We start from the raw sequence: 19,146 nt of genomic DNA on the forward strand, positions 1-19,146 counted from the left end.
CGCGGTCTTCTCTCGGGAATGTGACCACGACCGAGACGGCGTGGAAATCGTGCACAGGAGTGGGCGGGCGCGGCGTCTGTTCGCGCGAGTGGCGGAGCGAGTCCTGACGACGGTCGCTCCTCCGACACCGCGTGTTCGGAACTTCAAGCAGCGCCGGGCAGGGCTGACGTTATCGCTCGCCCGAGTGACTCGATCTCAGGGTCCTGAGGATGTTCTCGACAACAACCTCCCCGTCGACGCCATGCCTACGGCAGATCTCAGCGACCAGTTTGTCGGGAGGTGGACTCGTGATTCGAGCGAGAGTCACGGCGAGGTCGTGATGATCTGGAAGTAGCTCTTCCAGGGCGCCTTCCCACCTCCACCTGCGTTCCGCCATCTCCCACTCACGTCGCCGTGCCGCGGCCAGTGATCGGACCTCGCGGGCGCGTCGTCGACGTAGCTCCACGTGACCAGCCGCTGTCGATGCCAGTGCGAGCCAAGCGTCGAGTTCGGCGACCTCCCACGCACGAATCCCATCCCAGGGCGCCCCTACGCGGAATGACAAGGTCAGAGCGCGATCCTTTGGGCGGCGAGCGTCTTCGATCTTCCGGCCCGAGGGGATGGCGTCGTCCACCCAGGCCAGTGGACGGCCCGCCCACCGAGAATCGGTAGCGAGTTGGGCCGCCTTCCACATCCCGGGGTCGTCGTGACCACTCCGGTCATCTGAGACCGCGATCGGCAGCTCAGGGAGCCCAAGGACCGGCGCGAAGTAGGTGTTGGCGTGTTGCTGCCAGGTCGTGGCCCAAACCACGTCGATGCCGCGGCGGAGCAGATCTTGGACCCACTCGACGCCGACTCGGGAGAAGGCCTCGCCGTGCTCATCGGTGTACCTCCCTCTCGAATTCCAGGGTGGCTGGGAATGATGCAGAGTCGGATACGCGTCGCGGCGGAACGTGATGTTGGCGATGACCTGATCAGGGTCGTGCCCGCCAGAACGAACCGGCACGCGGAGCACCCCGTCCATGTCGATTGCGACCACTGGGCGGAACTGGGGATCTGTCAAGGCCCAGCGACCCTCGCGCCGTCTCCAGCGGACGTGAACCGGTGCGGTGTCACCGCGCTGGCGCTAGGTGCAACCGGACCCCCGCGTTCGCCCGACAGGCGATCGTCGCCCAACTCGTGGGGCAGCTCGCTGCCGCCACACGCGCCAGCCGCAGAAGTTCGGATCGCGGCCTTCGGTCGGCCCGAGGGGGCGCAAAACTCTATTTCATTTCTTCTGTTTTCTTCGCCCACCGGACGCCGCCGAGGCCATGTGGGTGCGGTGGGGGCACGATGACGCGATCCCGGCTGCGTGGCGGCAGCCAGCCCGGCCACGTCTATCGTCGTCCACTTCGGCTCTGCACAACTCGATACGTCGCTCACCGCGAGTCACTGCCCTTCTCCCCGTCCCGCGTGTCCGCCACTTCGATCAGCGCCGGCCTCACTGGCGCCAGCTGGGCATGCCGTGGGTCGTCGCTGTGCCATGCAGCCGCGGTGTTGCGGGCTTCGAGGACGAGGGCATCAAGTTCCCCAGCGGCGAGCTCGTCGATACGCCGGCGCGTGCTCCCGTCCGGCCGTCTTGTGGACTTATTTAGCCACTGTGCCCACATCGGCGGGCTGTACGGACCCTTCGTCAGTTCGCGCAGGACAACGTTGAGTCCGGCCATTATCTGGTGATTGCGCACCTGGAACGCGGGATAGACGCTCACTCCCTCGGCCGTGACTAACTGGAGGATCTCCAGTCGGTGGGCCGCGTCGGTGATGTCCGCCTCCTGCGTGCCGAGCTCGCGTAATAGTGAGTCGTCGGTGTAGCAGGGTCCGATGACGTCCGGCCACGGGTTCGGCTCGGGCGGGCGGGTCATAGGTCGCCCCCTCTCAGTCGGGTCTCGCGCGGAGTCTCACTGCGGATCTCTCTCAGCGACGGGGTGTCGATGCTCAGATTCGCGAGATCGACGATCGCGAGGTTCGATTGCTGGCCGTTGCACCCGAGGCTGATGATCCGGCGGCCGTCCGCCAGGACACCGGCGCCGGGGGCGTGCATATGGCCATGCAGGTGAATAGAAGGCTGTACAACCTCTGACACCTTCGCAACGCGCACCCGTGACGCCGCAGATTCGACGAGGGACTCCTTCGGGAACCCCAACGGATTCGTGCGGAGGATGCGCTTCACTGCCTGCACCGGCGTACGGGCCGGACTTTCATGGGTGACGAAGATGTCTGCTCGTCCGCCGGCTTGCGCGGTCGCGACCTGCTCATCCGTGATGGACTCCTCCGGATGCCACTCGCCCGGGCTGCGCCAGTACCTGTCGACAGACGTTGCCCCGCCGAGGCTGAGGATCTGACGGCCACCCACCGTGAATCGGAACGGACGGGGGAGTAGCCACACCGACTGGCTGACCCGGATTGCTTGCCCCGGGTGGGCCTCGGCGAGGGGGGTGATGGCTGGGAACGGTTCGTGGTTGCCCACGGTCCAGAGGACACGTTCGATGCTGAAGGCATCAGCGATCTGGTCCATCTTTCTCAGGTCCATCCAGAAGTCGCCGACGTGGAGCACGGTCACGACCTCGGGTGCGGTCCTGGCGAGTGCCCGCAGGACGGCTTTTGCCCATCCCGCGTCTCCATGCCAGTCCCCGACAACGGCAATGTGCGTGTCCGGGAGGATCAGCGACTCTGTTGTTTCGAGCGCTCTCATGAGATCGTCTGGTCCGCGTGGGGGACGTTATAGGGCGCGTCGCTGATGTCCTGCCACGCTGCGGCGGGTACCAATCGGAGGTCGATGATGCCCGAGCCCGTCGATAGCGGGAAGTGAGCGGGTGGACGAAGGTGAGGGTGGGAGATTAGTGCCAGCGGTTCTCCTTCGAGGGACGACGAGAACCTCGAGATGAACTCATCGGCGGCGAGGACGTCTGTTGCCAGATGGATCTCTACCGCGAGCTCATCGGTCTTCGTGGGGTAAGGCCACATCCTCGAACTGCCACCGACCTCCGGCATGACAGCACTGAGAGAACGCATAGCGAGGCTGATGAGGGCTGTTGTCTTCCGCTCGGTCCGCTTCTGCGGCTTCGGGGAGGATGAACTGGCGAGCGCTATCAGGTTCTTCGCATGGCTCTGCCCGAGCCTTTCTCGTGCAGCTTGATGCAACTCCCCGAAGGGGGTGTTGCTGATGCGGATGGAAGCCTCGAGGTCGTCGCTGAAGATCGTGACGCCGCCGCACTCCGATTCGCGTAGACGCAATCCAGGGACCGAGTTCGTGTCTCGAGGACCGAAGATGGGCAGAACCGAAATAAGAGGAATTAGCCCTAACGTTCGATCGATCTCGAATACCGCCCTATCGGACGCGACTTCGACGATGCGAAAACCCCCGGCGCTGCCGGGACCGATGCCTGTTGCCGTGGCCCAACGAACGCTCGACTGGAGGGCACCCATCACGAGGCCCTCGAGGAGGCCCTGGTCTTCGCTTGGTCGGACTACTTGACCCGCATCTTGCTGCATGGAAGCTCCTCTCGCTGTCTTCGGGAGGTTAGCGAGAACGGCTGGCGGAGTTTTCAAATAAGCGGCCGGTGGCGTGCCCAAGGCAACGGCAGCTCGTCGAGGGCCTTCTTGCGACGGGCGGTCAAGGTCTGTTTGCTGAGGGCTTCGCGCTGGCGTTTGAGCCAGCCGCCTAGGCTCTGTTCTCCCGGCAGGAGATGCGTTCCCTCCGACCGCGGAGGACGGCCGTGCGTATCCATGAACTCCCTGACCTCACCGAGCGTCTTGTGCCACTTGTCTTCGCGCTCGCCCCACGACCATCCGGGGACGGCGTTGAGGCAGTCGATTTCCATCTTGCTCAGATGCTTGCGCGTGCGTTGATAGTGGATCCAGTTGACCAGGGCTTGGGGGAGGATGACACGCTCATCAGTGGATGCTGACGAGTTGATGACGAACAGCTCGCGGCACCGTGTCGCCCATTTCTGTCTCACCGGGCTTGTCGGATCGATGGCGAGGTACTCGGCGAGAAGCTTGTCGAAGGCTGAAGACTCATTCACGCAAACTCCATGCGCGGTCCGCGAGTCGAACGAGTGACAGCACCCCCAGCCCGCGAGAGGATGCCTCGTCGAGTGCTCGCCCGGCGCCCGTATCTCCGCACCTCTGCTGCGGCCACGAGTTCGCCTGCGGGAGTTTGGCGGAGCATGGCCAGCGGGGTTCCCGCCCGGCTAGTCCTCTAGAACTTCATCTGCTGATGTGCGAGCCCCTCCGGGCGGAGTTGACGGACTCGATCCTTGACAACAGGCCAGGCGAGTCGACCGCGTGACGCGGCTTCCAATCTGGAGGCAACAGTTGGGGCTCGCACTGCGGAATAGCTGAAGTGGAGCGCCACCTTGGGGAGTTTGGTCCTGAGGAAGAAGCCTGCCGCTTGGGTTCCACCGGAACGCGGCTGCCGCGCCGTAGCGCCTGTGAGCACCTCACGAGATCGGGGACTACACGTCGGATCTGTGATGGCGACTTATGCGAGCACGCCATCGCCTCGCGGCGCCGCAGATCTGGGCCGATTGGTCGGCGGAGTGAGTCAGCGACATGATGGTGGAGTGCGGCATCACCCGGTCAGCCCGATTGCTGAGCTCTACCCGCTGATGGATACCGCATCCCTCCTGGAGCTCGCTGACTCGGTGCGTCGAAATGGCCTGCGCGAACCGATCGTTCTTACAGCCGACGGGGCCGTGCTGGACGGACGGAACAGACTCCGAGCTTGTGAGATCGCAGGTGTCGAGCCCCATTTCGTAGAGTTCGCGGGCGCGGACGAAGACGCTCTCGAGTACGTTGTCGATACGAATTCCGCTCGCCGTCACCTCTCTGAAAGCCAGCGGGCTTTGATTGCGGCCCGACTGGCGGACTTCCGGCACGGCGGGTCGCGGTCGCGACCGACGGGAAGGTACACGCAGAAGGCCGCTGCAGCGAAGTTGGGTATCGGGGAGCGCACTGTTCGGGATGGGAAGCTCGTGCTCGAACGTGGCCCTGTCGAGCTTGCAGAGGATGTTGAGCGCGGTTTGATCGCGGTGCGCGCGGCTGCGGAGCTGATCAGGTCGGCGGGTAAAGAGCGGGTGTTGGTGGCGGAGTACCACCGCCTCCGACGCCAGAGCGGGTCCGTGGAGTGGTACTCGCCCCCGAGCATCCTCAGGCTTGTGACGGAGTTGTTCGGCGAGATCGACCTGGACCCGGCCTCTAACGAGGGCGAGCCCTGGGTGAGCGCGAAGCATCACTACACCCAGTCGGATGATGGGCTGAGCCGACCGTGGGAGGGTCGGGTATTTCTCAATCCCCCTTGGAACGCTCAGGGGTCACCGGCCGCGTGGGTGAAGAAGCTCCTCGATGAATACGAGGGTGGGGGAGTCACAGAAGCGGTCTGCTTGCTGCCGGCGAGAACCAACACGGTGTGGATGGACTCGTTGAGCAAGTTCCCTCGATGCTTCGTGAAGGGTCGGCTCAAGTTTGGAGATGCGGCTGGAGAGGCTCCGTTCCCAGTTGTGCTGGTGTACCTGGGCCCGCGCACCCAGGACTTCGTAGACCTCTTCGACGACCTGGGGAGCTGTTACGCCAAGGTGAGCCCGTCGATACCGAGGGACTGCCCCGCCTGAGGCTCTCGTAGCAGCAGGCGGGGCTGAATGGTCACGTCATGCGCTTCGAAACTGCGACGAGCGTCTCCCAGGGATTGGGGCGCGCTCGGTCGAACCACGCCGCGATGCGCGACTGCACGAAGAAGCTGTGCATCCCGACCGTGAACTTGGGCAGCTCCCCTTTGTACGTGCCCGCGAGGATGGCGAGGACGTTGTCGTTCAGCGCCCCGTTCAATCCGAGCTCCCTGTCGGCGATGAAGAGCGCGTCCTTCATTACGAGCCAGACGAGCTCTCGCGGTCGGATGCCACGAAGTGAGAAGGCGGCCTGCCGAGCCCACTGCTGCATGAGACCAGACGCGGCGATGGAGTCGATGTGGCCGATGTCGCGAAGGCTGACCGTGAGGTAGCCGTCTCGAGTCGTCGGCGTCTTGACGTGTTCGTGGACGACGGTCCAGAGGCCATGGTCGTTGTGTGCGGGCGTTGACTGGGAGGCGGTCATGGCTGTCCGTTCGTGTGGCCCGGTGCGGTTGCGGTGGGCGTTAGAACCTCTATGCGCGGTCCTCTACGCGATCGATTGACACGACCGAGATCCGGCGCCGGGAGTGAAGGAAGGAGCCAGCACCTCCCGAACTGGCCCCTTCCCAGGGTCGGACGAAGTGATCGCCCGTCCCTCGCCGATCCCCATCGGCGGCGGCCAAGCCCGGCCGCACTAGCTACATGCGCGGTCTGGCGGCCGCGGTGTGTCACGTGTTGATCAAGCGGTGCATGTGCCGCTTGATGCGATGTTCAGTAGCGCAGTCGTGACGGGATCTGTCGGGGACCGCTTGCGCCGCGCGCCGCGGTGAGTGATGTCCCGTCCACATGGAGCAGGCGGGCCATGTCGAGTCGTTCCATGGCGCGGTCGCTCAGGCTTGGTCGATTCTGCGATTCCCGCAGCATGTGAGGCACCCCTCGTAGGCCCGCGGCGTTGTCGATGACAGCGGTCAGGGCGCTCGGCGACTTTGCCTCGAACGGATTCATCGCGGCGTCGAGCAGGTGGATTGGCTCCCAGACGTCGCGTCCGCGGTCTGAGCCCAAGTAGCCGCGCCCGGTTGGTTGCTCCGCCGGGAGAACGGAGATGTTCGCGTTGACGGTTCCGGGCGCAGGAAACAGGGTCCGCCAGTTGGCAACGGCAACGCGACGCGCTGTCGGGTCGCGAAAGGTCCCCGGGTTTCGAAACACCGCTCGCTGCACAGCCGCCTTGACCCTCTGCTCTGCTACGGACGCTTCCGACCGGCTCGCATCCTGCTGTGGCGCGGTCGCGAACAGAATGCTGAGGCCCGTCTCGGAAAGAGAGCGTCGCGCGAGGATGGTGACCAGCTTCTCGACTTTGTCGTCGAACCACCTTCCGACCTTTGACGCGGTGATCTCTACCGCGATCCGAAGGCCATCGTCGCGGACGAGGGTGAGGTCTGAGCCGTTGCTCGCTCCCGACGAAGGCACCGGCGCTCCCACCCCGGAGTAAGCGAGCATCGCCATGGTTGATAGCTTCTCGCCCAGCACCGTGGCGACCCGTCCGGTCTCTGCGACGCGCAACCCGAACTCGGCGGCGAGAACGTTGTGGCGGGCGTACTGACGGTCGCTGTCGAGACCGAGGCCGGACGTGACCGACACCCACTCGACCCACGACAGCGAGTCCTGGAACTGCTTCGCCGCCTTCTTATCGCGCCCGGGCCGGACGAGGATCGAGTCTCGCTCCGTCCCCACTTTCGAGAAGGAGGCCGCCGGAAGACATAAGTCGATCAGGCCAACGGTCCACAGCGCGGCGATCAGCGAGGGCTTCCCCTCCGTCGCCTGGGCGATGTCGGTGATGGCTTCGAGCTGTTCGACGGTCAGGGTTCGCCACGAATCGAGCGCTGCGATCGCGCGCATGGCGGACTCGCGGAAGCGTGTCCGCTCGAGGGTCCGCCGTGCCGTCTCGGGATCCATTCGGAGCCAGGCGGGTGCCTTCGCGATCCCCGCGCTCGAGAGAGCTTGGTAGTCGCGGATGCTGAACCAGTCGCCGACGGATCCGGCTCGCCACAGGCTCGACCAGTACGGGTCGATGCGTATGGCCATGCGTCGCGGGTGGAAGGGCGTGCGTGACGGAACCCGGCCGATCGCGATCGTGGGAGGGATGTTCATAGACGGCGGTGACTTCCGACAGATGGGCGAATATTGCGGTGCGGTTTACTGCACTAGATACCCTGCGGCGACCGCGTATTTCGCCCATCCAGAGCCCGTGATCGCACGGCGACCGCTCCCTGCCTTTGGTCGCTTGTCCTCGCAGCGGTGAATGCAGGGACATCCCTACGCGGTCATCGGGCGACCTTCGACCGCGCCTCACCCGACCGCTGCTTCCCTCGACGTCGCGGCGCGGTACTGTTCGCGGCGACGCGCGAATCGGCATCTGACGCCTTCATAGATCAGCGGCGACAGTACGGCGCCGCGATAAGCGAGCACAGGTGTCTCACTCCACTGAGCCCTTCTCCGCCTTCGTTCTTCAATCGCGCGATCGGATCTCTGACGACGTCCGGATGCGGGACGCCTCGTCGTAAATGCGGCGGAGCTCACCCGCATGTGGAGAGAGCCTCACCCGCAGATGAGCTGCGGGCTGGATTGACGACGAGGCATCCCAAACTGCACGCATCTCACCCCTCTCAACTTCCGGGCTTTTCGCTCCCCAACGTCGGTGCGCGCTGGGTGACAGCGAGTCGCTCACGCAGGTCGGGGTCTTGCGACTTCGCGCTTTGCAATTTACAAATCTTGCGCGTTACAACTTCGAAAGTGGTACGTGGCACCTGCCAACTGGATACATGGCGAGGGCGCACGACGCTGGGAGTTTCGCAGCTCATCGCCCGTCCCCTCTGCGATTCGTAACCTGCCAACTCGGCAGACGAGTGACGGTCGCCCTCGGCGCTTCTGCCCACCACAAGTTGGAGCGCACTTCGCGAAACCTCGGAATCTCGGAACCGGGGGACTTCGTACTTCGGTACGTGGAACCTTCAGTACCTCGGTACTCCGTACCGTCGAGCATGGTGAAACGTCGAGAACCCCGACGCTTCGGGTGCGTCTGGTCGATCTCCTACGGGCGTGCCTGCGGCGCGATGACTCTCCTTACTATGCCTATCGCGCGCAGCTCAGGGATGTGACTTCGTCCCAGCCCGCGACTTCCTCTCCTGCTGCTCGGAATGGAGGTTGCGTCCTGCGTCGTCGGGGCGTCACGCTGTCGCGTCAATCCACCGCCGCGCGGACGCGCGGTCGTGGGTGGCGCTCTGGTGCTACGGCGCCGGTCAGCGACGTACGGGCGTGAGGGTGCACGCCCGTACCCCGATCTTGTCGTTCGGTGCCCGAGGCGCCGAGCCCGTTCACCGGGCGGCGCCGTCACCTCTTGACTCGCTGAGTTGGGTGCGGCGCCCGCGATACGCGGACCAGGAGTCTCAAGGCGAGCCTCACGTCAAAGAAGTATCTGCGCATGTTGGATGGCGTCGTCGCGATCGCGGGCGTGGTGGTGAACGCTGCCGTCATAGAGATTCTGTCGAGCGGCAAGACGCAGACCGTGCACTTCACGGTTCGACGCGTCAAGGGCGGGGCGGCGGGTCTGGAAACTCGACGATCCCGTCGCGGCCTGGCCATCATCACGCGCCAAGGCGTGAGGCACGGCTACGTCGGTCTCAACGGCGTCACCGTCTTCTCGAGCTCGCATGGCAACACAGATGCGGAACTCAGTGCGCACAATCCGGAGGAGCGCGGTTGTCATCGTCCGCGTCGACGGAGGCGTCGCTGAATCGACCGTCCCGGCCGACCGGGTGCCACGGTCCGGAAGTGGTTGAGCGCGGGAAAGCGACCCTCGCGCACGTCCGAGGGGGAGCGCCAGGATGAGACATGACCTACCACGACAGCATCCGCCAGATGGCCGAGCGGATGATGCAGAACGCCATCGCGCAGGCGATGGTCAACGTCGAACGGGAGCATCAGGCGAAGTACGCCCCGGACACGATCGACCACGGCAATAGTCCGGACTTTGCCGCGGGCGCTCGCGCAGGTGTGGGGCAGATCGTGAGCCTGATGTTCAGTGGGAAGGCATTCAGCGCGCTGTCGACGCCTATGCAGCGCGAACTGACCTCGATCCGTCGAACCGGATGCAGTGGGCGATGGCGGCCGCCATCGAGGCGACCGGGCACACCGTCGAGGCGGGCTAAGTCCGGTAGAGCTTTTTGCCTCTCGGTGAGTCATCCTCGAGGGGGTTCGATCTCCTCCCAACGCGTGCTGGCCGCGACCAGCTCACGCCCGGCAACGCACGTATCCGGCGTTACAGGGCTGAGGGTCTGGTCAGTCCCGTCGCCGGGTTGCCGCACTCGCAAGTGCAAGGGCGCGGCGGTCAGGGGCGATGAGGTCGCTCAGGGCGTCCCAGGCGACGTCCGCCTCGTGCTCGATGTGCTGGTAGTGGTTGCGGACACGGGCTGCGATGGCCTCGGCTTCGGCGAGCGAGGCGACCCCATCGAAGTCCGCACTCAGAGCATCCACATCGTCGACGCCGTCGAGAGCGTCTTCCAGGTCGCGGAGCAGGGGCGCTGCGGTTGCGTCCCGGTAGATTGCCAGGGTGTCGATGACATCCTCGATGCGCTCAAAGGTCTGATCCTTGATGAGCTCCTCAGGGAAGTCTGCGACGGTACGGTCGGTCCCGTTCAGCTCCCAGCCGGTGTCGGTGGGCGCGAGCTCGCCGCCCGCGAGGGGTAGGGTCAGCTGCTCGATGATTTCTACGAGAGCGAGCTCGGCGCACTCGACCCAGTGGTCCGGAGCCAACCAGAGGCCATCGCTCTCACCGCGCTTTGCGGCGCGGCCGTAGGCGGTGACAGCCACGTGGTCTGTGAACTCGACGACGACGCCGAGCTTCTGCGCTGCCCAGCACTGAACCGCGTCGTTGATGAGCTCGAAGTGCTCGTCGAGGGCGATCTCACCGGCAGTGGTCAGCCCTCCCTCCTCGCTGAGGTAGCCGGGGACGCTCGCGTCGAACTCGACCGTCGAGGGGGTGTATTGGTTAGTCATGCCTTCTCCTAGGACCCGGGGCAAGTCTCGTGCCCGCCCTCGCTAACCCCCTATGCGGCGGATCGCGGGGGTTCTCGAGTGTCAATACGGCCGACACCCGCGCCGACCCCCAACCCGGTCCGTTCGCGTGTGCAGCGTCGTAAGTGCGCGCGCCAGCTGAGGATCGAGCCCGCTTGCGAAAGCGACCCGGTTGCTCTCTGGAGAGACGTCGATCCGGCAGTGACTGTCGCTGGACGCCTCGCGACTGCGACCTTCGACGCGGGCGCTGTCCTGCGGTGACAGGTCACCTTCAGGTCATCATGCCGGCCGTGACATCTTGGCACCCGATTTAGCTGCCTTCCAGGTCCCGGACGGGCTTCAGTCACCAACGTCACCATTTCTCAGAAATGGTTCCTTCTCTTTGGGCCTTCGCTTTCGTGTTGGGCCAGGAGTCGATTCATGAGCGAGGTCCGTCATGGTTTTTCGTAGCGGTGACTGTGGTGACAGCGGTGACAGGTGAGCGCGGGTTAGGGAGGGGCGCTCGAGGTCTCTGGACCTCGCGCATAGGGGGCTCGGGTGTCGCGCTGACGCAGTCGACGCGACACCTCCGGCTCTGGAAAACCAGGGGCGGAGCCCGGTGCGGAGGTGGCCCCTCCTCGCCTGCATGAAATGACGACATTATGCAGTTCACCCACCCCCAGCCGTTCGTGCTCGAGGATGGCCTCCACGAGTTCACGTTCGGCGGCACCCAGGTCCTCATGGACCCGAACGACCCATACGAAAGCACCATCGCCGGCAACGCGCCGGTGCTCATCGGGTACGCGCGCGGACCACACTTGCTCGCCGTTGAAACCTGGCAGGCCGCCGCGGCAATCGCGCACGCGGCCGACTCACACGAGTACACCGTTCTCGCGTTCACGAACCCGGAGCAGCTCGCCCGCGCGGAGCGAGTGCTGCCTCCCTCATACTCTGCGACAGACATCACCGTCGTGCTGGCTCACCCCGGCGACGTCGACCGAAACCGCGGAAACTGGCGGCGCGCAAAAGCAGCAGTCTCCGCGCTCGGACAGCTCCAAGGCATCAAGCCTCAGGCGGTCGCGGGCACACTCGACGCGTGGCCGGAGTGGTTGGACGGGCATCCCGCCTCGCTGAGCACCCACCTTACGAAACGAGCCCGTGTGAAAGCGGCTCAGCCGCCGGCGGAGACCACGAAGGGAGCGGTCGCTCCGGTCGTCGACTGGAATGGTTCCCGCATCACGCTCTCCTACGCCGGACAGGAGGAGGTGCTCATGACCGCCGCGGTGAAGGTGGTTGCGAGCTACCGGGTCACCGACGACATGAACCTTCTCGACGCGGCCGGGAACCCAACCCAGTACCAGCTCGCTTTCGACCTGAAGGTGGCAGTTGGCACGGGCCCGGGACGGCGTGAAGCTGTCGTGACGCAGGTGCGAGACGAGGACCTTGACGCGCCGCGCCGGTGGCTCAAGCGAGTCCCGCACAGCCTGGGAACGTCCGTCATCGTTCAACCCGGGCTGAACGCATCCGCCCACATCGCCAACGCCATCCGACTGAGCGCCGCCGAAGCGCCGAGCTTCGAATACTTCGCTCGCACGGGATGGACCGAATGGGAAGGACGGTGGGTCTACCTTCACGCCGGCGGCGCAATCGGAGCGGCGGGTGAGACGCACGCCACAAAGACCATCTTCACGAAGAACCCGGGATACAACCCGCTGAGCTTCCCCGCAGTCGCCGACGCGGGTGCGGCGCTCCAGCACTCCTGGGACATGACCAAACAGGTCACTAACCGTGCAGCGCTGTGGGCGATGCTCGGCACCGCCGTCTATAGCGTCGCCGGTCTCGGAATCGGCGGCGTCCCCTGGATATGGGGTCAGCACGGGTCCGGCAAGACCGTTCTCGCCAGCGTGCTCCTCTCCCACCTCTCGCAGGAGTGGGCGAAGCGTCCAATGACCAAAATCGACCAGACCGTCGCGGCCGGCGCGAAAATCGGCGCCGGCCTCGAGAGCGGTTTCACGGTGGTCGACGACTTCCGTCGCAAGACGAACCCGCGGGCGATGGAGACCCAGATGCTGCTCGCCGAGAACCTCGTCCGTCGCGGGTTCGAACGCGGCGCGGCACACGTCGGCATGGTCAGAGACGCAGCGACGAACGAATGGGTGGTCCCGCCGGCGGAGATGACCGCGCCCGCCATCATCGTGGTCGCCGAGATTCTGCCGAGCATCGCAGCGCTCGGTGCGTCCTCGGCTGAGCGACTCCTCCCCGTCGAAGTCCGCAAGCACCACATCTACCGCGACGACGATTACGAGGGGCTCATGGAGAAGGCGCTGTCACCCCTGCCCGCCCAGGCCATGGCGACCTTCATCCAACGCGTTGCAGCGTCGCTCGACCAGGACACTCTCGTTGCATGGCAAGAAAGGTGGGCGGCAGTCCGCTCGGGACTCGGGAAGCGATTGGAGAGCGACCTCGGGGTGCACTTCGGACGGACGGCACGCATCGGCGCCCTCGCGCTGACGGGTGCGCGGCTCTGGCTGGAAATGCTCGAACAGGAAGGCGTCCTCAGCGCGTCCGAACGCGACGCCGAAGAAGCGAGCGCCTACCTCAGCATCAAGAGGACCCTCGCAGGGCACGTGCGGGCGAACCTGAAGGATGACTCTCCCGCGAACGCCATACTGCATGCCCTCCGGGCAGCGGTGGCGGACCAGCGGGTGGCCGAAATCGTCAGCGGCGCCAAGCGGGACCCCCACGACGCCTACCGTCCCGTGCTCATCCGCCACATCACAATTCAGAAGCACGGCTCGGTCGTCGCCATTCACCCCGAGGTCGCCCTCGAGGTCCTCCGACGCACTGACCTCGCCCCCACCGACCTGGCCCGGGAACTCGGTGACATCGTCATCAAAGAAGGCTCCCGCCCCATGCGTCAGGTACGCCTCAGCCCTGGAGAAGGCGGAAAGCGTGTCCGCTGCATCGTCATCTCCACGGCGGCATGGGCCGGCGACGATAGCCAGGAGGACGACGCTGAAGACGCCGACATCGAGGACGACGCTGTCGCGACGAACGTCACCGTCGCGGTCGGCGCCGAGGAGGACGACGAGCATGCGTTCTGATAAAGGCGTAGGAAGTTCGCTCCCCGCCGCGTACATCACACATGAAGGCCCCTCGGGCATCATCGAGACGCCTAGCCAGCGACTCGCGGAGGCAGGTCCCACACGGTGGTCGTCAACTGCGGTGGGACCAGCCCCGGCACTCGTGCTCCACCGAGTTCGAAAGACGATGGTGCTCGCATCAGCCGACCGTGTCGTAGCCAACAACCCCCATCCCGAGGACATACCCCAGGCGGAACTCCTGTTCGCGACCGAGACCAACCATGACACCCCGGCAAACGTCCTCGACCTCGCCGTGGTCTGGCAAGCTCGCAAACCCGGCACGCCCACCCCCTGGCTGAACACACCGGAAATCTCAACACAGCTACTCGCGCAGGCAGCTGACAGGCTGCTCGCCGCCGCCCAGGGTTCTGGGGCGGATAGCATCAGCGCCCGAGCCGCACTCACGGTCGCCGAGGAAGATACGTTGTGGCGGGCGCGCCGCGAACGTGGATGGCGCGTCGACCGCAACGCAGCACACGTCGCGCGTCAGGAACTCGAGGACGTCATCGGGGCCTCCGCGCGGAACCTCGGACTCGACCTCACCCGCAACAACGCGGCGACCCTTGGATGGCTTCGAGCCCATCACGTCGTTGCCGAACTGACGACGAATGAAGCGGGCTTCGCGGAGTTGTCCGCCAGCATCCCCGACGACACCACCGACCCGCAACTGCAAGGCTTCCTCCACGTCCGTGCTCTCGGAAGCGAGTTGAATGCCATCCGCCAAGTGACCAAACACCTGCAAGCCGGACGACTTTACGCAACCCTGGACATCAACCGCGCAGCCACCGGACGTGCACTCATCCGCACCCCAAACCTGAACGCCATCAAACGAAGCCGGCGCGGCCTGCTCCTCGCCGACGCGGGCAACGAACTCATCTCCGCCGATATGCAGAGCGCGGAGGTGCGAGTGTTGGCAGCGCTGCTGCCGACACTCGCTGTACCGCGAGACGACGCCGCCTACCTCAGAATGGCTCGCACCTTCGCCGATGAGGTAATGAGTACCGACCCCTATCGACGCATCGCCGAGGCCGCGGGACCGGACGTGAACCGCGATACCGCGAAACGAGCACTGGTCGCCCGCATCTACGGCGAGGGTTTCGCTTCTCTCTGCGCACGCCTAGGCGCGGACCGAGCCTCCCGAATCCGACGCGCTGTCGACCAGGTCTACCCGGTCATCTCGCAATTCTTCGAGCGCGCTAGAGCGCAAGCGCTCCGCGGTGAGTCTCTGGTCACGCTGGGAGGGCGACCCCTCCCGTCGCTCACCCCGGAGACCGCCTATCGGGCAGCGAACTACCTCGTGCAGGGGAGCGCGAGAGACGCTTTCGGCGTTGTGATGCGCCGTGCGGCGCGGGCGTTCAGCCCCGAGGCTTTGTGGCTCTGCGCCCACGACGAGCTCATCATCGAAGTGTCGCGAGGCGACGTAACGAGTTCCGCCTCCGCGCTCGAGGAATGCTTCGCGGTCGACTTGGGGGAGGGAATCCTCCTGAGAGGCGAAGCTCAAGCCCTCGGTATGTCCTGGGCGAAAGCCTGAGTCGTGACCCAGTGTCCGAGGTTCTGGTGTCTGCTTCCCACGTAAACCCGAATGCGACGACTCCCAGACGCGTCAGGCTGGTTCATCCGCGCACGGTTCACCGTCGGCGCGGCGCCGCGCATAGGGGTATCAGCTCGCGGCGCCGCCTCGACACCCCAACCGCTCGGAACACCTCATGCCTAAGACCGTCATCTCCGACACCACCGCTTCCGATGCCCCGCGATTCCGTTACATCGGTTCCGACTTGGAGTGGTCCTGGACCGCGCCCGTCGAGCACGACCGTCGCATCGTCACGGACAACGGTGACCTCATCCTCCAGCTGCAGGACCTGTGGGACCTCGACGCCATCCGCGACCTCGAGAGCCTCGACGACCTCGAGGAGGGCTGCAGCTTCGGTGAGTTCATCGACGAGAACGTGCTGCAGCGCTGGGCTGAAGGGTGGCACTTCAACCTCGGCGACATCAACATCGTGGACGCGCTCTTCAAACTCGTCTTCGCCTTCCTCGTTCCTTCTATCGAGGACCTCAGCGACAACAAGCTCATCCGCGACGTTCGTCGAGCCCGCCGCCGCAAACTCGACCCCAAGACCCTCCCCGCGTACACGCTGAGGGTCGATGGTGCCACCCTCCGCCTCCTCCTCATCGACCTGTACGACGGCCCCTTCGACGACGACGAAAGCTTCAAGGGCGCCGTGTTGCTGCGCGTCTCAATGTGACGCTGACCACACCCTTCCCCGGCGACGCCGCGCGGGGAAGGGCAACGTGGAGCGACAGTCATCCGTTCGTCCAGAGAGCCGACTCGGGCTTCAGTAATTAGCCCCGCCTCGAGACTCCCTAGCGGTGGATAGCGGATATCGTCGTCGCCATCGCTGCCAGCGTCAGGACTACGGTAGCCAGCAACCCAGTCCGCTGCGTGCGGGTGCCGACGCGAGCCCGCGACGCGGCGGCTCCGACGAACAAGACTGTCGCTGCCGCCGTCCCTCCAACGCCGAACGCGGGCAGCCAGACGCCGGCCATCAGAGCGAGCACGATGAAGAGCTCAAACACGCCCATCAGATTCCATACTGATGTGGCGATGCGAAGCGAGTCTCGGATACCGCCTTCCCGACGGAGCGGCTGGAACTCCTCGCGATCAGGCGGGCGGATCGCCCAACTGGTCGCTCATCGCGACGGTGCTGCGCCGGATTTCGAGGTAGATTTCGCGCACGCTGGCCGAGGTGCCGAGCTCGGCGCGACGAGCCCACTCGTCGAAGGCGAGCCGGACGATGAGGAAGATGATCCCGATCGCCGCGCGAGCGGTGAGGACGTCGGCGTCGGCACCGGCGGCATCCACCGCGGTGTCGGTGAGCGCATCCACCTGTTCCGCCTCCGTGCGCAGGACGAGCGCGAGCAGGGTCGGCTCGTGGCCGACGAGACGGCGAACGCGGAGCACCCGGTCGTGCTCGTCCGGACGCGAGTCGAACCACGCGATCTGCGCCAGCCAGCTGCTCTCGAGGGCGTGCAGCAGCGGCTCTCCGCTGCCCACCGCCTCGCTCACCGCACGCAGCATCGACTCCGACTCCTCGGTCGGCTGCAGGACGGCCGCCTCTTTGGTCGCGAAGTAGCGGAAGAACGTGCGCGGGGAGGTGCCGGCGCGATGCGCGATGTCGTCGACGGTGGTTCCGGACACGCCGTGCTGCTCGAACAGCTCGATCGCGGCATCCGACAGCTCGCGCTGGGTCTCGCGCCGCCGCCGCTCCCGCAGCCCCTCGGTGGGGCGGTCCGCAGGCGCCGCCTCGTCGGGGGAATACCGGTCCATGCGCCCATTGTTGCACCCATCGTCAAATCTGCAGTTCACGCCAATGTGGCAGTCACTGTCAGATAGAATCGACCGAACCTCGCGCCGCGCACCGACCTCGAAGGCAGCCCATGACTCTCAGCGACTCCCGTCCCGACACGGCGTCCGCCCCCACGATCCCCGCGTCCGCTCCGAAGACCGGGCCGGTCATCGCGCTGCTCGTCGTCGCCGCCTTCGTCGTCATCCTCAACGAGACGATCATGGGCGTCGCGCTGCCGAGCCTGATGATCGACCTCGACATCACGGCCGCCACCGCGCAGTGGCTGACGACGGGCTTCCTGCTGACAATGGCCGTCGTGATCCCGCTCACCGGATCGCTCCTGGCCCGCTTCACCGTGCGTCAGGTGTTCTTCACCGCGATGACCCTGTTCGCGATCGGCACGCTGATCGCGGCGCTGGCGCCCGGGTTCGGGATGCTGCTGGTCGGCCGCGTCGTGCAGGCCTCGGGCACCGCGATCATGATGCCGCTCCTGTTCACCACCGTCCTGAACGTCGTCCCTCCCACCCATCGCGGGCGGATGATGGGCGTGATCAGCATCGTCATCGCCGTCGCTCCCGCCGTCGGGCCGACGGTGTCCGGCCTCATCCTCTCGGCCCTCGACTGGCGCTGGATGTTCTGGCTGGTGCTCCCCATCGCCCTCCTCGCCATCGCCCTCGGCGCCCTCTGGGTGCAGAACGTCACCGAGACCCGCGACGCTCGGTTCGACGTCCTGTCCGTCGTCCTCTCGGCCGTCGGCTTCGGCGGCCTCATCTTCGGGCTGAGCTCGATCGGCGAGTCCGCGTCGGGGCACGCGCCCGTGCCCGTCTGGATCCCGCTCGTCCTCGGCGCGGCATCCCTCGCGCTGTTCGTCGTCCGTCAGCTGACGCTACAGAAGACGGATGCCGCACTGCTCGACCTGCGCACGTTCCGCTCGCGCTCGTTCAGCCTGGCCGTGGTCCTCGTCATCGTGGTGATGTCGGCGTTGTTCGGCTCGCTCATCCTCCTGCCCATCTACCTGCAGCAGGTGCTCGGGCTCGACACCCTCGCCGTCGGCCTGATGCTGCTGCCCGGCGGAGTCCTGATGGGCGTCATCGCGCCGATCGTCGGATCGCTCTTCGACCGCTTCGGGCCGCGCCCCCTCGTCCTGCCCGGCATGGTCGTCGCCGCGGCGGCGCTGTGGGGGATGGCGACCTTCGGCGAAGGCACCTCGGTCGCCTGGATCGTCGCGGTGCACATGGCACTGAACCTGGGGCTCGGCTTCGTCTTCACGCCGCTGCTCACCTCAGCGCTCGGCTCGCTGCCGCAGCGGCTGTACTCGCACGGCAGCGCGACGGTCAGCACGCTGCAGCAGGTCGCCGGCGCCGCCGGCACGGCCCTGTTCGTCACGCTCATGTCGGTCGGTGGTGCGGCGGCCGCGGCATCCGGTGCCGACGCCGTCGGCGCAGTCGCGTCCGGCGTCCACACCGCCTTCACGGTCGGGGCGGTCATCGCGACGGTCGCCGTCGTGCTGGCGGCGCTCGTCCGGAAGCCCGCCGACGACGCGCAGGCGACGACCATCGCGCACTGACCTACCCGACAGCTAGCATCATCGTTGTCAGCTTCTCGACGGTCGCCACCCCACTGTCGGTGATGGCGTCGATAGTTGCCGCATCTTGTGGGGGGTCCGCCTCGAGGCGCCCACCGAAATCGCCGTCATCGTTATCGCGCTCGCAATGAGGGAAGGAATCCCAATTGCTTCATTCGGGACTCCGCTTGCGCTGAACCTCAGCGCTCCATTTCCGGATACGAGTGGGTGTTTTTGTGCGGACGGCGCTCTGAATCTGTCGGGTAGGGGCTTGGGTTGCGGTACACGTCGTTCCCCGAGATCGCAGGCTCTAGCTGTGTCGTCAACGCGTCGGCCGGTGTCAGAACGAGTCCGCTGACGCACGAACAGCCCTCGTGCCTGCCGTAGGCACAGAACGTGTTCTCCGAAGATCCAGCTAG

Annotated in this window: 15 protein-coding genes; 6 read left to right on the plus strand and 9 right to left on the minus strand. The window is 65.7% G+C overall.

Annotation, left to right across the window (positions count from 1 at the left end; genetic code table 11):
• Nucleotides 1-169: 169 nt before the first annotated feature.
• The 5 genes from AB0259_RS13450 to AB0259_RS13470 all read right to left on the minus strand — a co-directional run bounded on the left by AB0259_RS13450 (nucleotide 170) and on the right by AB0259_RS13470 (nucleotide 4,043).
• Complete coding sequence (locus AB0259_RS13450) at nucleotides 170-1,042, minus strand: hypothetical protein (protein ID WP_366223008.1); 873 nt, start codon at nucleotides 1,040-1,042, stop codon at nucleotides 170-172.
• Between the two features lie 355 nt (nucleotides 1,043-1,397).
• Nucleotides 1,398-1,880 carry a hypothetical protein gene (locus tag AB0259_RS13455; protein ID WP_366223009.1) on the minus strand — a complete coding sequence of 161 codons (483 nt, stop codon included), beginning with the start codon at nucleotides 1,878-1,880 and terminating at the stop codon, nucleotides 1,398-1,400.
• Complete coding sequence (locus AB0259_RS13460; RefSeq protein WP_366223010.1) at nucleotides 1,877-2,710, minus strand: metallophosphoesterase; 834 nt, start codon at nucleotides 2,708-2,710, stop codon at nucleotides 1,877-1,879. Before AB0259_RS13460 ends, AB0259_RS13455 begins: the two co-directional genes overlap by 4 nt.
• A complete protein-coding gene (locus AB0259_RS13465; protein WP_366223011.1) occupies nucleotides 2,707-3,444 on the minus strand; it encodes a hypothetical protein in 738 nt (245 codons plus the stop codon). The genes AB0259_RS13460 and AB0259_RS13465 overlap by 4 nt, the downstream gene beginning before the upstream one ends.
• A gap of 119 nt (nucleotides 3,445-3,563) precedes the next feature.
• Nucleotides 3,564-4,043 (minus strand): helicase associated domain-containing protein, encoded by a 480-nt coding sequence (locus AB0259_RS13470; RefSeq protein ID WP_366223012.1) that lies wholly within the window; start codon nucleotides 4,041-4,043, stop codon nucleotides 3,564-3,566.
• A gap of 585 nt (nucleotides 4,044-4,628) precedes the next feature.
• Here AB0259_RS13470 and AB0259_RS13475 point away from each other — a divergent pair.
• Nucleotides 4,629-5,630, plus strand: a complete 1,002-nt coding sequence (locus AB0259_RS13475; protein WP_366235852.1) for a DNA N-6-adenine-methyltransferase — start codon at nucleotides 4,629-4,631, stop codon at nucleotides 5,628-5,630.
• Nucleotides 5,631-5,661: 31 nt separating this feature from the next.
• Here AB0259_RS13475 and AB0259_RS13480 read toward each other — a convergent pair whose 3' ends face one another.
• Both AB0259_RS13480 and AB0259_RS13485 read right to left on the minus strand, forming a co-directional pair.
• Entirely contained in the window at nucleotides 5,662-6,108 is a 447-nt protein-coding gene (locus tag AB0259_RS13480) for a hypothetical protein (protein WP_366223014.1), read from the minus strand.
• Nucleotides 6,109-6,395: 287 nt separating this feature from the next.
• The gene (locus AB0259_RS13485) at nucleotides 6,396-7,577 is read right to left on the minus strand and encodes a hypothetical protein (RefSeq protein ID WP_366223015.1); all 1,182 of its coding nucleotides are present in this window, start codon (nucleotides 7,575-7,577) and stop codon (nucleotides 6,396-6,398) included.
• Between the two features lie 1,525 nt (nucleotides 7,578-9,102).
• Here AB0259_RS13485 and AB0259_RS13490 point away from each other — a divergent pair.
• Nucleotides 9,103-9,414 (plus strand): hypothetical protein, encoded by a 312-nt coding sequence (locus tag AB0259_RS13490; RefSeq protein ID WP_366223016.1) that lies wholly within the window; start codon nucleotides 9,103-9,105, stop codon nucleotides 9,412-9,414.
• Between the two features lie 545 nt (nucleotides 9,415-9,959).
• Here AB0259_RS13490 and AB0259_RS13495 read toward each other — a convergent pair.
• Complete coding sequence (locus AB0259_RS13495) at nucleotides 9,960-10,676, minus strand: hypothetical protein (protein WP_366223017.1); 717 nt, start codon at nucleotides 10,674-10,676, stop codon at nucleotides 9,960-9,962.
• 659 nt (nucleotides 10,677-11,335) lie between these two features.
• Between AB0259_RS13495 and AB0259_RS13500 the strand changes: the two genes are divergently transcribed.
• The 3 genes from AB0259_RS13500 to AB0259_RS13510 all read left to right on the plus strand — a co-directional run bounded on the left by AB0259_RS13500 (nucleotide 11,336) and on the right by AB0259_RS13510 (nucleotide 16,062).
• The gene (locus tag AB0259_RS13500; RefSeq protein WP_366223018.1) at nucleotides 11,336-13,777 is read left to right on the plus strand and encodes a hypothetical protein; all 2,442 of its coding nucleotides are present in this window, start codon (nucleotides 11,336-11,338) and stop codon (nucleotides 13,775-13,777) included.
• Between the two features lie 166 nt (nucleotides 13,778-13,943).
• Nucleotides 13,944-15,347, plus strand: coding sequence for a DNA polymerase (locus AB0259_RS13505; protein ID WP_366223019.1), 1,404 nt, complete (start codon nucleotides 13,944-13,946; stop codon nucleotides 15,345-15,347).
• A 175-nt stretch (nucleotides 15,348-15,522) separates the two neighbouring features.
• Complete coding sequence (locus AB0259_RS13510; protein WP_366223020.1) at nucleotides 15,523-16,062, plus strand: hypothetical protein; 540 nt, start codon at nucleotides 15,523-15,525, stop codon at nucleotides 16,060-16,062.
• A 416-nt stretch (nucleotides 16,063-16,478) separates the two neighbouring features.
• Here AB0259_RS13510 and AB0259_RS13515 read toward each other — a convergent pair whose 3' ends face one another.
• Nucleotides 16,479-17,144, minus strand: coding sequence for a TetR family transcriptional regulator (locus AB0259_RS13515; RefSeq protein ID WP_366223021.1), 666 nt, complete (start codon nucleotides 17,142-17,144; stop codon nucleotides 16,479-16,481).
• Nucleotides 17,145-17,254: 110 nt separating this feature from the next.
• Here AB0259_RS13515 and AB0259_RS13520 point away from each other — a divergent pair, with 110 nt between their 5' ends.
• Entirely contained in the window at nucleotides 17,255-18,730 is a 1,476-nt protein-coding gene (locus AB0259_RS13520; RefSeq protein ID WP_366223022.1) for a DHA2 family efflux MFS transporter permease subunit, read from the plus strand.
• The last annotated feature ends 416 nt before the right edge of the window (nucleotides 18,731-19,146 follow it).

It is taken from the genome of Microbacterium sp. NPDC080005 (genome assembly GCF_040702445.1).
Lineage (GTDB): Bacteria > Actinomycetota > Actinomycetes > Actinomycetales > Microbacteriaceae > Microbacterium > Microbacterium oleivorans_D.